Annotated in this window: 10 protein-coding genes; all 10 read right to left on the bottom strand. The window is 65.5% G+C overall.

The window, feature by feature from the left end; translation table 11 throughout:
* Positions 1–71: 71 nt before the first annotated feature.
* On the bottom strand, positions 72–2,645 hold the full coding sequence (feoB, locus tag B5F40_RS07720; RefSeq protein WP_239442949.1) for a ferrous iron transport protein B: 2,574 nt from the start codon (positions 2,643–2,645) through the stop codon (positions 72–74).
* A 585-nt stretch (positions 2,646–3,230) separates the two neighbouring features.
* Positions 3,231–3,482: a preprotein translocase subunit SecG gene (gene secG / locus B5F40_RS07715; protein WP_087193759.1), complete on the bottom strand. Its 252-nt coding sequence runs from the start codon at positions 3,480–3,482 to the stop codon at positions 3,231–3,233.
* A gap of 214 nt (positions 3,483–3,696) precedes the next feature.
* Positions 3,697–5,274 carry a 2,3-bisphosphoglycerate-independent phosphoglycerate mutase gene (gene gpmI / locus B5F40_RS07710; protein WP_342395016.1) on the bottom strand — a complete coding sequence of 526 codons (1,578 nt, stop codon included), beginning with the start codon at positions 5,272–5,274 and terminating at the stop codon, positions 3,697–3,699.
* Between the two features lie 31 nt (positions 5,275–5,305).
* Positions 5,306–6,076, bottom strand: a complete 771-nt coding sequence (gene tpiA, locus B5F40_RS07705; RefSeq protein ID WP_087193758.1) for a triose-phosphate isomerase — start codon at positions 6,074–6,076, stop codon at positions 5,306–5,308.
* A gap of 512 nt (positions 6,077–6,588) precedes the next feature.
* Complete coding sequence (locus B5F40_RS07700) at positions 6,589–7,773, bottom strand: phosphoglycerate kinase (RefSeq protein WP_087193757.1); 1,185 nt, start codon at positions 7,771–7,773, stop codon at positions 6,589–6,591.
* Positions 7,770–7,970: a hypothetical protein gene (locus B5F40_RS07695; protein WP_087193756.1), complete on the bottom strand. Its 201-nt coding sequence runs from the start codon at positions 7,968–7,970 to the stop codon at positions 7,770–7,772. The genes B5F40_RS07700 and B5F40_RS07695 overlap by 4 nt, the downstream gene beginning before the upstream one ends.
* A gap of 153 nt (positions 7,971–8,123) precedes the next feature.
* Positions 8,124–9,125 carry a type I glyceraldehyde-3-phosphate dehydrogenase gene (gap, locus tag B5F40_RS07690; protein WP_087193755.1) on the bottom strand — a complete coding sequence of 334 codons (1,002 nt, stop codon included), beginning with the start codon at positions 9,123–9,125 and terminating at the stop codon, positions 8,124–8,126.
* A gap of 838 nt (positions 9,126–9,963) precedes the next feature.
* Positions 9,964–10,908 carry a DNA-binding protein WhiA gene (gene whiA, locus B5F40_RS07685; RefSeq protein WP_087193754.1) on the bottom strand — a complete coding sequence of 315 codons (945 nt, stop codon included), beginning with the start codon at positions 10,906–10,908 and terminating at the stop codon, positions 9,964–9,966.
* Entirely contained in the window at positions 10,887–12,011 is a 1,125-nt protein-coding gene (locus tag B5F40_RS07680; RefSeq protein WP_087193753.1) for a gluconeogenesis factor YvcK family protein, read from the bottom strand. The genes whiA and B5F40_RS07680 overlap by 22 nt, the downstream gene beginning before the upstream one ends.
* Positions 12,012–12,015: 4 nt before the next feature.
* Complete coding sequence (gene rapZ, locus B5F40_RS07675) at positions 12,016–12,990, bottom strand: RNase adapter RapZ (RefSeq protein WP_446718589.1); 975 nt, start codon at positions 12,988–12,990, stop codon at positions 12,016–12,018.
* Positions 12,991–13,071 lie beyond the last annotated feature (81 nt).

Raw genomic sequence — 13,071 nt, 5'->3', positions numbered from 1 at the left:
TTAGTTGTGAAGGGGGAATTTCGCGATTATTCGCGCAGCGCCGCGAGGCGCGATCCCGTCCCGTCCCCGCGCTACCGCACGCCCGCGTCTGCCGGCTTTTCGGACGCCGATGCCGCATCGGATCCGAGGTCGGTGGAAGCCCCTGCCGAAGCACGGCCGGCGCAATCGCCGCACGGGCATCCGCGCGCGCAACCGGCGGCCCGCGCATGCCGCATGCGCGCCACGCGCCGCACCGCGAGCGCAACGAGCACCGCCACGACCGCCGCCACGACTAGGCTCGCCACGCCCGCTAGCCCCGCGCCTAACGCCAATCCCACGCCCCGCACGGCCAACGCGGCCATCCACGCAACGGCAAGCTGCCCAAACGCCATGCCGAGAGCCCACCGACCTCCCAGCTCGCGTTTCACCGACGCGATGGCCGCAATGCAAGGCGTGTACAGCAGGCAGAACACCAAGAGTCCGAGCGCCGCGAGCGGCGTCATCTCCGCCACGAGCGCAGCCGTCGAACCGAACAGCACTGAGAGCGTCGAGACGACGCTCTCTTTCGCCATGACGCCCGTGACGAGCGCCGTGGAGACGCGCCAATCGTCGAAACCGAGCGGCGCGAACACCGGGGCGATCCATCCGGCGACCACGGCCAGCATGCTGTCCTGCGAGTCGGCCACCACGTTCAAACCGAAGTCGAACGTCTGCAGGAACCAGATGACGATCGTGGCGAGAAAGATGATGGTGAACGCGCGCTCGAGGAAGTCCTTCGCCTTCTCCCACAGCATCTGCCCGACGTTGCGCGCGCTGGGCATGCGGTAGTTCGGCAGCTCCATGACAAACGGCACCGCCTCGCCTGCGAACATCGTCGAACGCATGAGCAGCGCCACGAGCACGCCCATGGCGATGCCTCCGAAGTACAGGCCCACCATCACCGCCGCTCCGTTCGCCGGGAAGAACGCAGCGGTGAAGAACGCATAGATGGGAAGCTTGGCAGAGCAGCTCATGAACGGCGTGAGCAGGATCGTCATCTTGCGATCGCGCTCCGAAGGGAGCGTACGGCTCGCCATGACCGCCGGCACCGTGCAGCCGAAGCCCACGAGCATCGGCACGATGCTACGGCCCGAAAGCCCGATGCGCCTCAGCAGCTTGTCCATGACGAACGCCACGCGCGCCATGTAGCCAGAATCCTCCAAAAGCGACAGGAAGAGGAACAACGTGACGATGGTGGGCAGAAAGCTCAGCACGCTTCCCACACCGTTGAGCACGCCGTCGACAACGAGCGACTGCAATGCCCCGTTCACATGCGCCGCCGCAAGCCCCGAGGCCACCGCGTCGGTGAGTGCCGCGATCCCGCCGTCGAGCAACTCCGACAGCCACGCCCCCACCACGTTGAACGTGAGCCAGAACACGAGCGCCATGATGGCGACGAACGCAGGGATGGCCGTGAGGGGGCCGGTTAGCAGCTTGTCGATGCGCTCGCTGCGCGCATGCTCGCGACTCTCCCGCGGCTTCACCACCGTTTGCTCGCACACCCGCTCGATGAAGCCGAAGCGCATGTCGGCGATGGCTGCCGCGCGGTCGAGGCCGCGCTCCGCCTCCATTTGGCAGATGATATGCTCGAGCGCATCCTTCTCGTTCTGGTCGAGATCGAGCAGGTCGAGCACGAGTCGGTCGCCCTCGGCCAGCTTGCTCGCAGCGAACCTTGGAGGGATGCCCGCCCGCTCGGCGTGATCCTCGATAAGCGCCATGATGCTGTGCAGACAGCGATGCACGGCGCCGCCATGCTCGTCAGGCGCGCAGAAGTCTTGGCGAACGGGAGGTTCTTGGAACCGCGCCACGTGCAGGGCGTGGTCCACCAGCTCGGCCGTGCCTTCGTTCTTCGACGCCGAGATGGGAACGACGGGAATGCCCAACAGCCGCTCCATCTCGTTCACATGGACCGTGCCGCCGTTGCCCTCGACCTCGTCCATCATGTTGAGCGCGAGCACCATGGGAATGCCCAGCTCCATAAGCTGCATGGTCAGGTACAGATTGCGCTCGACGTTCGTTGCGTCCACGATATTGATGATGCCGCGCGGCCGCTCGTCGAGCAGAAACCGACGCGTCACCACCTCCTCGCTTGAGTAGGGCGACATGGAGTAAATGCCCGGCAAGTCGGTGACAAGCGCATCGGCATGTCCCTTGATGCAGCCGTCTTTGCGATCCACCGTCACGCCCGGAAAGTTGCCCACATGCTGGCTTGAACCGGTCAGCTGGTTGAACAGCGTGGTCTTGCCGCAGTTCTGATTGCCCACGAGGGCGAAGGTGAGCGGCGTGCCCCCCGGCAGCGGGTTCTCTCCCGCCCGATCATGGAACCTGCCGCCCTCGCCCAGGCCCGGATGCGGAACGGGCTTGCCGGAGACACGGCTTTTCCGCACTTCGGATGCGTCCCGAATGTCCACGATCTCGATATTGCGGGCATCATCGCGCCTGAGCGTCAGCTCGTAGCTGCGGACGCGAACCTCGAGCGGGTCGCCCATGGGCGCATGCTTCACCATGGCCACGTCGACCAGCGGGACGATGCCCATGTCCAAAAAATGCTGGCGAAGCGATCCTTCGCCGCCCACCGCGGCAACGGTCGCGGTCTTGCCGATTGGAAGCTCGTTCAAAGTCGTCAACGCGCATCTCCTCGCGCCGGCGGAGCATTCGCCCCGCCATCTCGTCCGTCAAAAAGCCCGAAGCACATGGTACTCCGAAACCGGTCGCAACGCACGGGCAGGATCGCGCCTCAACGCGCGGCCCATGGCAAATCGGAACCCATCCGGCTCCGAAACCGAAAGACTCTCTCCCACAGCCCTTCCGTTCGCCGCGTAGCCGCATTCAAACGGCTTGCACGCTTCGATGATCGCAAGGAAAGCAGGCGCTCCGGTTTCTCGACAGTCGTCGGATATCGAGAAGCGGCGCCCGAAATGCGTTCGGGTCCATCGTCGAGCTTGCGGACGGCCCCGATTCCGTCTTCCTGCGATTCGAGCGCAAAGGGCCCTTCCGAGGACTCCGCGAGCAAATCCCCGCTCGAGCCCCATCCCGACATCGACAGCCCCCTATCGGCGCCCAGACCGTGCCGAGGGACGAACGCGCCCGCGTTTCAGTCTTCCCGCACGCGCCGCCGCTCAGACCCTACTGCGAGCGAAAAAGAGACGCCGTCCGGCCGGGCGAACCCGTGCGGACGGCGTCAGCGGAGCGAAAGCCGATCACGGGGAACGCTATCCGATCGACCCCTTCGGATAGACGATCATGAGCACGATGAGCGACAACATGAACACGACCGCGAGCGCAATGGTGATGCGGTCGAGGTTCTTCTCTACGATGCTCGTGCCGGTCTGAGTTGAGTACACCGAGCTCGCGATCATGTCGGAGACGCCGGTGCCCTTGCCGGAATGCAGCAGAATGAACACGATGAGGCCGATGCCCGAAAGGACGAGCAAGACAAGCATGATGATGAGGAGCGGATTCAAGGCTTCCCTCTTCCTTTGAACAAATATGATAACGATACACAGGATGCTGAGTATACCGAAACCCAACCGCAAGGGCAAGGAGGAACAAGCGCCCGAATCGGAGCTTCCATCAAAACGCGACAGAGGACGACTCGCTGTCGAGCCGTTCGCGAAAGCGCGTCGCTCAATGCAGCCGCCGGAGGGACTTCGGACAGAGCCCCTCCGAACGACACACTCAGACTAAAAGGCTCGCCCCCGTCATGGCCGCAGGCGCGCCAAGGCCCATGAGCTCGAGCAGCGTGGGCGCGATGTCGCACAACGCCCCCTGGCGACTGTCGAGCGTACGCCCCGTGCCCGCGAAGTCCGCAAGCGCAAGGGGCACGGGAGCCGTCGTATGAGCCGTGTGCGGGGAGCCGTCGTCGGAGACCATCTTGTCGGCGTTTCCGTGATCGGCCGTCACGAGCGCGAAGCCGCCTTTTCGTTTGATCGCGGCCAGCACCTCGCCCACCCCAGCGTCCACAGCCTCCACCGCAGCCACTGCGGCGGAAACGACACCCGTGTGGCCCACCATGTCGGGATTGGCAAAATTCACGATGTACACGTCCGCGGCGTCGGCATCGATGGCCTCGGCCAGCGTCCGCGCCACCTCCGGCTCGCTCATCTCGGGTTCGAGGTCGTAGGTGGCCACCTTCGGACTAGGAACGAGCACGCGCTCCTCGCCCTCCTTCGGCTCTTCGCGCCCCCCATTGAAAAAGAACGTCACATGGGCGTACTTCTCGGTCTCGGCGATATGGTACTGTCGCAGGCCCGACGACGCGAGCACGTCGGCCAGAACGTCCTCGGGGAATTCTTTGGGAAAGGCGATCGGCGCGGGAATGCTCGGGTCGTACTCGGTCAGGCACACGAAATCCACCTGCGGGACCACGGGACGTGCAAAGCCGTCGAACGAGGGATCCACCATCGCGCGCGTGAGCTCGCGGGCGCGGTCGGGACGGAAATTGAAGAAAACCACGGCATCGCCGTCACGCACGCCCCGATCCCAGAGCGCCACGGGCACGACGAACTCGTCGGTGACGTCGGACGCGTAGGAGGCCTCCATCACCTCGGAAGGAGAGGCCTCCGTGCGAGGTTCGGCTTGCACGACGGCACGCCAGGCAAGTTCGACGCGCTCCCAGCGCTTGTCGCGGTCCATCGCATAGTAGCGCCCGGAGATGCTGGCGACCTCGACTGCGCAGCGATCGTCGGAGATCTCGGCCGCCACTGCCTCAAGCTCCTCAAGATAGCCCGCCCCGCTCTTCGGCGGAACGTCGCGTCCGTCCATGAAGCAGTGCAGGGCAATGCGGGACACGCCGGCGGCCTTCGCAGCGCGCATGAGCGCGTAGAGATGGGCGCTGGACGAATGCACGCCCCCGTCGGACACGAGGCCCATGAGGTGCAGCGCGGCGCCAGGACGGGCCGCCGCCGCGAAGGCGCCGCCCAGCACGGGGTTCGCCGCCAAAGAGCCGTCGGCGCAAGCGCGGTTGATGCGCGTGAGCTCCTGGTGGACCACCCGTCCCGCGCCGATATTGAGATGCCCCACCTCGGAGTTGCCCATCTGGCCCGCAGGCAGGCCCACGGCCTCGCCCGAAGCCTCGAGCCTCGTCCACGGGCGCTCGGCGAACAGCGCGTCGAGGTTCGGGGTGCGCGCCTGGAACACGGCGTTGCCAGGCCCCGGCTCGGCAAGGCCGAAACCGTCCATGATGATGAGACAGGCGGGAAGTACAAGGCCGTCCCTGCTCGTCAAAGCTCCTTCGACTTCGCCCACTTTGCTCACTTCGCTCACCTCCGCTCGTTGCGACACGATCCTACCGGCACGCTTCGATAAGTTGGACGAAGGACTCCGCCTTGAGGCTTGCGCCGCCCACAAGGCCACCGTCGATGTCCGGTTGGGCCATGAGACCCTCCACGTTGCCGGGATTCATGGAGCCGCCGTACAGCACGCGCACGGCTTCGGCCACCTCGGAGCCGCACAGCTCCGCAAGCGTTGCGCGGATGGCGGCGCACACGGCCTGGGCCTGATCGGGCGTGGCGGTACGACCCGTCCCGATGGCCCAGACGGGTTCGTAGGCCACGACGCAGCGCGCGACATCGCGCGCATCCACGCCGGCGAACGCAGCGCGCACCTGGGCGGCGACGTACTCCTCAGCGCCGCCCTCGTCGCGCACGGCGAGCGACTCGCCCACGCACACGATGGCGTACAGGCCGCCCTCCACGAGCGCCTTCACCTTGCGGTTCACATCCTCGTTCGTCTCGCCGAACAGCTCGCGGCGCTCGGAGTGGCCCACGATCGAGCAGGCGCAGCCGATCTCCTTGATCATCGGCACCGACACCTCGCCTGTGAAGGCGCCCTTCGGCTCCCAGTGCACATTCTGCGCGCCCACGGCGATCTTCGTCTTGTCGAAGTCGAGCACGGTCTTGGCCGGCTTGAGATCCACGTAGGGCGGGCAGATGACGATGTCGACCGACTCAGGCCACTCCTTCTCGTACTGGTTCGAGATCTCCTGCGTGAGCACCACCGCCTCGCCCACCGTGTTGTTCATCTTCCAATTGCCCGCCATCATGGGTTTGCGTGCCATAAAGCCTTCCTTTCCTTAGCTTGTCTGGTCCCCCGCGGTTTCCGCTGCGAGGACGTCCTTGCCGGGCGCGGACGCGCCGCACCCTCTTCTGCGGCGCGAAAGGCGGCCTCCCGAACGCCTCGGCCCTCCCTTCCGACGCGAAAGCCGAGACCGTGCAGATCTCCTTCTCCGTCCGGAAAAACGCGTCCAAACAGAGGCCTTTCGCAAAACCCGCGACCGTGCGCCTCCGCCCCTTCGAGGGGCGCGTACGACCGGGCCTCTTCGAGCACGTCAAGCGCCATCGCATCCGCCGGAGCGGAGACGGGAGCCTGCTCGATCCGCGCACGATCCCGCGCCGTCGAACGGACTCGACCGTCCGTGCGAAGGGCGCTGGGCCGAAGGCCTCTCCGGCCCAGCGCGCCGCAACGTAGCAAGCATCGCTCAACCTGATCGGCTTGGAGCTTTCGACCGCGTGCCGCACGATGGAAGCCCCCTGCGGGCAAACGAAAGCGCGCGGGCGACGAAAAGCCTCCCTACCGCAGCGCCTCGACGCCGGGAAGCGCCTCGCCCTGCACGAGCTCCATGGAGGCGCCGCCGCCGGTGGAGATGAAGGTCATCTTGTCGGCCAGGCCGAACTTGTTCACCGCTGCCACGCTGTCGCCACCGCCGATGATGGTGTCCGCGTCGGCGTTGGCGGCCACGGCTTCGGCCACGGCCTTCGTGCCGGCCTCGAAGGGCCGCATCTCGAACACGCCCATGGGGCCGTTCCAGAACACGGTCTTCGCTTCGGCCACGGCATCGGCGTAGAGCTTCGCCGTCTCGGGCCCGATGTCGAGCCCCATCATACCATCGGGGATGTCGTCGACCGAAACCGTGAGCGTCTCGGCATCTTCGGCGAAGCGGTCGGCGCACACCACGTCGACCGGCAGCAACAGCTTCACGCCGCGCTCCTTTGCCTTGGCGATCATGGCCGCCGCGCGCTCGACCCAGTCCTCTTCCTTGAGCGACGCGCCCACGGCCTTGCCCTGGGCGAGCAGGAACGTGAAGCACATGCCGCCCCCGATGACGAGCGTGTCGCACGTGTCCATGAGCGCGTCGATGACCTTGATCTTGTCCGACACCTTCGAGCCGCCGAGGATGGCGGCGAAGGGGCGGCGGGGCGCCTCGAGCATGCCCGAGAGCGTGGCCACCTCGCGCTGCATGAGGTAGCCCGCGTACGCCGGCAAGAGCGCGGCGACGCCCGCCGTGGAGGCGTGGGCGCGATGCGCGGTGCCGAACGCGTCGTTGACGTACACGTCGCCGAGCGCGGCCAGCTCCTCGCAGAATGCCGGGTCGTTCTTCTTCTCGCGCGCATCGAAGCGCAGGTTCTCCAGCAAAAGCACGTCGCCGTCGCCGAGCGCGGCGGCCTTCACCTGCGCGTCCGGGCCCACCGTGTCGGTGGCGAAGGCCACGGGGCGGCCAAGAAGCTCGGCAAGGCGCAGCGCAGCGGGGCGCAGCGTGAACGCCGGCTCGTTGCCCTTCCCCGCCGGACGGCCGAGGTGGCTCATCAGGATGACGCGCGCGCCGTCGGCGACAAGCTTCTCGACGGTGGGAAGCGCCGCGCGGATGCGCGTGTCGTCGGCCACGGCGCCGTCTTTGATAGGCACGTTGAAATCGACGCGCACGAGCACACGTTTACCGCGCGCATCCAGGTCATCGATGGTTTTGATATTGGTCATTTCTTCTCTTTCTCGATCAAATCTGAACTTTTGCCATGCTTCTCAGCTATATCTTCCAACGAACCAGCAATCCTCATGAGCGACAAAGTTGAAGAAATAATCGCCCACAACATAATCCCGGCGAGAATAAGCGCAATAATCAGAGCGATGACATCCATCGCAGTAGCAAGTTCAAAAATTCTTTTAAATGACTCCATCGGTATCCTCTGCAACCGCGCTTACCGAGACCACAATTTGCAGCAAGGTTTTTGCCTAAACATGATTCTTGGATATTCAGATCATTGTATGAATCTCGTTTTCCTGCTGACGCAAGAAAACGGGCGACTTTCGCCGCCCGCCAAAACAAGCCGTTACAGCAAGATCTTCACCAAGTCCTTCACGCGGTTGGAGTAGCCCCACTCGTTATCGTACCAGCTGATGACCTTGACGAAGTTCCCCTCGCCGCCCATCACCATGGTCAGGCCCGCATCGAAGATGGAGGAGTGCGCGTCGCCCACGATGTCGATGGACACGATGGGATCGGTCTGGTACTCCAAGATGCCCGCGAGCGGGCCTTCGGCGGCGGCTTTCATGGCGGCGTTGATCGCCTCGACCGTCGCAGGCTTCTCCAATTCAACCGTGAGGTCGACCATCGAGCCGTCGGGCGTGGGAACGCGCGTGGCGAACCCGTCCAGCTTGCCCTTGAGCTCCGGCAGCACGAGCGACACCGCCCGTGCGGCGCCCGTGGTGGTGGGAATCATGGACATGGCTGCGGCGCGTGCGCGGCGCAGATCCTTGTGCGGCAGATCGAGAATCTTCTGATCATTGGTGTAGGCATGGATGGTGTTCATGAATCCGCGCTTGATGCCGAACGTGTCGAGCAGCACCTTTGCGACGGGCGCCAGACAGTTCGTCGTGCACGAGGCGTTGGAGATGATGTGGTGCTTGTCTTTGTCGTAGTCGCCGTCGTTGACGCCCATCACAACGGTGATGTCCTCGCCTTTGGCCGGGCAGGTGATGACGACCTTCTTGGCGCCCGCGTCAATATGCTTCTTCGCCAGCTCGCCGGTCTTGAAGATGCCGGTGGACTCGACGACCACGTCGACCCCCAGCTCGCCCCAGGGCAGGTTGGACGGCTCGCGCTCGGAGAGCACCTTGAACGCATGGCCGTCGGCCACGATGCCGTCCTCGGTGGCCTCCACCGACGCGAACGCGCGACCGTGGACGGAGTCGTACTTCAGCAGATGCGCCATCGTGGGGATGTCCCCCAGGTCGTTAACGGCAACAACCTCCAATTCAGGGTCGTTCGCCATCGCGCGAAACACCAGCCGCCCAATGCGGCCGAAACCGTTGATGCCCACCTTCGTTGCCATGCGTATCTCCTTTCGTCAAGATACTCATTCGCTGTCGAAAAGACATCGCGATCATACCATGAACGCCCCGTTCGGACGCGCTTTCCGACCTCTCTCCCGAGAAAAAGCCGACAAGCGGCTCCTAGATGCGCGCGCATCGCCGTCGCGCGCGAAGCCTCGCCGCGCGGCCGCTCCCAGACCGCATCCGCCCAGGACGCCGCATCGTCCGCCACAAGCGCGAGGTCCTCGGGCTTCGAAGGACCGCGGGCGCCTTCCCGGCACTCGGCACCCGCAGACCCGCCGGAAAGTTTTCAAAGGCCGCCGAAAGCCAAACTGCTTCGCCGTCGAGGCGCTTCGGCGAGGGGCTTGAAAGCTTTATCCCGTATCTTGCCGGAGAGGCCCGGACAAGAGGCCTGCATGCCCGGCCAGGACCGCGCCGACGAGCGCCTCCCGCTTTGCATTGCATTTGAGGCATAAGGCGGGAAGGCGAACCTGGCTCATGAAACGCCTCCAGCGTTTCGACAAACGCATGGGAGCGGAACGGGAGCATGCTCTGCCGCACAGCGTATCGGCTGCGTCGAGAATAGAAAAATAAGAGGGCAGGAAAGCAGACGATAGGAGAACGGGCGGTTAAGGGCAGGAGCATCGGAGATCGGGAGGGCAGTTCTCAGGCGGACGGAGACGACGGAGAGAAAGCGGAACGGACATGAAGCGACCCGGAAGGAAAGCCGAGGGAAAGAACGGCGAGCCGGGTCGGGACAAGCAGCAGGTCCGAGCAGGAATCGGACGCGATCGCGGCAACGAGGGGCCTGAGCAGGGACGCGATCTAGACGGGAGGCGCGGACGCGCGCACGCGGCATCAGGCCTCTCCCCGACCCTGCGCCTCGGCCGCCATCTGCTCGATGCGGCGGACACGATGGTACACGGCGCTCTTCGACAAAGGCGGATTCGCGCGCTGTCCGAGCTCTTTGAGCGTGGCGTCGGGATAGGCCACGCGCAGCTTGATGAACTCCTGCAAGGCGGGAGGCAGGTGCTCCATGCCATGAGCCTCGAGCACCGTGCGGATAGCGAACAGCTGGTCGACCGAGGCGCTCGCGGCCTTCGCCTGGTTGGCGATCTCGGCGTTCGTCTGGCGGTTGACGTCGTTGCGCACGCTTTTGATGACGCGCGCGTTCTCCATCGCGAGCGCGCTTTTATGCGCGCCGGCAAACGCGAGAAACTCGAGGATGGCGCTGCCGCTTTTGAGGTACACCATGAACGAGCTGCGGCGCTGCATGATGCGCGCGTTGATGCCCTTGCGCTCGAGCAGCTCGACGAGGCCTTGGGCAAGCTCCTCGCCCTCCACGGTGATCTCGAAATGGAAGTCGCCGCGCGGATCGGACACGAATCCGCTGCCGAGGAAGGCTCCGCGCAGATAGGCGGCCGTGCAGCACTCCTTGGCGACGAGCGAGGGCTTCACGCCCAGTTCAAGGCCACCTTCGGCCGACAGCACTCCCATATCGGCCAGCGATTCGGCCAACTTCGGCTGGGCCGGCACCTCAATAAGGTAATTCGGCGTCTTGTGCAGCACGCTGCGACGCACCGTGAGGTTCGTCTTGAGATGGTACAGCTCGTGCAGAAGCTTGATGACGAGCCGAGCGACGCTCGGCGCGTCCGTCGCGATCTCGATGCGGTACCTGCCCTGGCCGCTGAAGAACAGCGTTCCCTCTATGCGCACGAGCGCAGCCAACGTCGCCTTGTCGCAATGCGAGCACGTTGCGGGAACGCGCGCGAGCTCGTCTTTCACCTCCGCCGTGAACGACATAGCCTCAAAACTCCCGCGAACGCCTCTCGCAAAGCGGACGGATCATGCCAAGTAGGATGCTGGGGATCGACGAGATCGCGCGCGATGACTACCGGGCCTTGCGCCTGAACGGCCTGCATGTCGAGGTAGTCCACCCGCACGGGCCGCACATGTCCCGAAAGGTCCGCATCCCCCAGCCCAGAGGTGGACGCATATTCGGGCTCCGCCCCCGTCACAGCACTGAACAGGCCCGTTCCCGGACTCTCGGGACGCAACGGCACGGGCGTATGCACGAGCATGTAGTCTATGAGCCCTCGCATGCCGTGGTCCATGAGCGCCTCGACATGCTCGCGGGCGGTGAGACCCCACGTCTCGCCTTGCATGTCGGCAAGCGAGCACACGAACAACACCGACCCTCGCGAGGCCCGGACGGCATCCACCACACCGGGCACGAGCAGGTTCGGAATGATGGACGTGAACAGCGATCCCGGCCCGAGCACGATGAGGTCGGCCTCGCGGATGGCATCGAGGGCGGGCGCGAACGGCACGATGCCGCCAGAGGATCGCAGACTCACCCGGTCGAGCGCCGTGCGAGAATGGCACGCGACCGCCTGCCCCTCGACGGTGCGCCCATCGCGCGTGCGCGCCGCGAGCGTGACGCGGTCGAGCGTGGAGGGATACACATGCCCACGCGCGTGCAGAAGCCGCTCGCATATGGCGATGGCCTCGGGAAACGACCCGGCCGCATCCTCGAGCGCCGAGAGCATCAAGTTGCCGAGCGTGTGGTTGCGCGCGAACGAAAAGCGGTACTTGAACGCCTTGGTCAGCGGATCACTCGGATCGGCGGCCATGGCGGCGATGCACTTTCGCACGTCGCCTGGCGGCGTGACATCGGCCTCCTCGCGAAGTATCCCCGTGGAGCCGCCATCGTCGGCCATGGCGACGACGGCGTTCGTCTCGAGCCCCATGGACAGAAGAGTGCGTATGGATACGGGAGCGCCCGTTCCGCCGCCGATGACAACAGCGCGCATGCGTTCGCCCTCTGCGAAGGGCAAAGCCGTCGGCTCGAGCGCGGCGAAAGCCGCAGTGGCCGACGGATCGTGAGTGAAGGGACGCGGCGTCATGGCCTCAGCTCCGCGACCCAGACTCGGAGGCGGGGCTTCCGTCGGCGCGCTCGGCGAGCGCCAGGTCGCGGTGGGCGATGCTCACGCGGTAGCCCTTCGTCTTCAGGTAGTCGCCCGTGGACTCCGCCAGCGCCACGGAGCGGTGCTGGCCGCCCGTGCAGCCCACGGCGATGGCGAGCTGCTGCTTGCCCTCGGCCACGTAGCCGGGCATGACGCAGTCCAAAAGCGCCCGCCAGCGCTGCTCGAACTCCTCGGTCTCGGGGCGGTAGAGAACGTAGTCGCGCACCGGCTTGTCGAGGCCCGTGAGCGCGCGCAGCTGCGGCTCGTAATAGGGGTTCGGCAGGAAGCGCACGTCCATGACGAGGTCGGCGTCGAGCGGCGCCCCGTGCTTGAAGCCGAACGAGTACACGGTCACGGCCAGGCCCTGCTGCTCGGAGCCGGGAGCGAACAGCGCGCGGATGGTCGCGCGCAGCTGAGCCGGCAGCATGTCGGTGGTGTCCACCACGTGGTGCGCCGCCTCGCGCACCTCGAACAGGAGGTCGCGCTCGCGGTCGATGCCCTGCGCGATGGAGGCGCCATCGGCGCACAGCGGGTGCCGGCGGCGGCTGGACTTGTAGCGCGCGACGAGCTTCTCGTCGGCCGCATCCAGGAACAGGATGCGGTAGCCGATGCCCTGGGCCTTGAGCTTCGCCAGCTCGGCTGCGAGGCTGGCGAAGAAGTCGCGGTTGCGCGCATCGCACACCACGGCGAGGCGGCGGTGCTCGTCGGGCTGGCCCGGCATGCCGGTGAGCTCGAGCAGGTTGCCGATGAGGCTCGAGGGCAGGTTGTCCACGCAGAAGTAGCCCAGGTCCTCGAAGGAGTGCATGGCCTCGGTGCGCCCAGCGCCGCTCATGCCGCTCACGATGACCAGCTCGGGCATACGTGCGAGGGAAGGGCCCTCGCCTTTCCCGGCCGCTCTCCTCTGTGCCGTTTCGCTCATGGCGTTATCCTTCCGTTTCGATTCGCACGATCACGATGGCAGCGGAGGTCGACGCCGCAGTCGAGTTCGCAGACATCGCGT

Source organism: Gordonibacter sp. An230 (assembly GCF_002159915.1).
In the GTDB taxonomy this organism is placed as follows: domain Bacteria; phylum Actinomycetota; class Coriobacteriia; order Coriobacteriales; family Eggerthellaceae; genus Rubneribacter.
Note: the sequence above shows the minus strand (reverse complement) of the source record. Positions and strands in the feature narration are given on the sequence as shown.

Coding starts and splice junctions, on each gene's coding strand:
- whiA (WP_087193754.1), bottom strand. CDS start 10,908: ATGTCGTTCACGGCGGAGGTGAAAGACGAGCTCGCGCGCGTTCCCGCA.
- gap (WP_087193755.1), bottom strand. CDS start 9,125: ATGGCAACGAAGGTGGGCATCAACGGTTTCGGCCGCATTGGGCGGCTG.
- tpiA (WP_087193758.1), bottom strand. CDS start 6,076: ATGGCACGCAAACCCATGATGGCGGGCAATTGGAAGATGAACAACACG.
- rapZ (WP_446718589.1), bottom strand. CDS start 12,990: ATGAGCGAAACGGCACAGAGGAGAGCGGCCGGGAAAGGCGAGGGCCCT.
- B5F40_RS07695 (WP_087193756.1), bottom strand. CDS start 7,970: ATGGAGTCATTTAAAAGAATTTTTGAACTTGCTACTGCGATGGATGTC.
- B5F40_RS07680 (WP_087193753.1), bottom strand. CDS start 12,011: ATGACGCCGCGTCCCTTCACTCACGATCCGTCGGCCACTGCGGCTTTC.
- B5F40_RS07700 (WP_087193757.1), bottom strand. CDS start 7,773: ATGACCAATATCAAAACCATCGATGACCTGGATGCGCGCGGTAAACGT.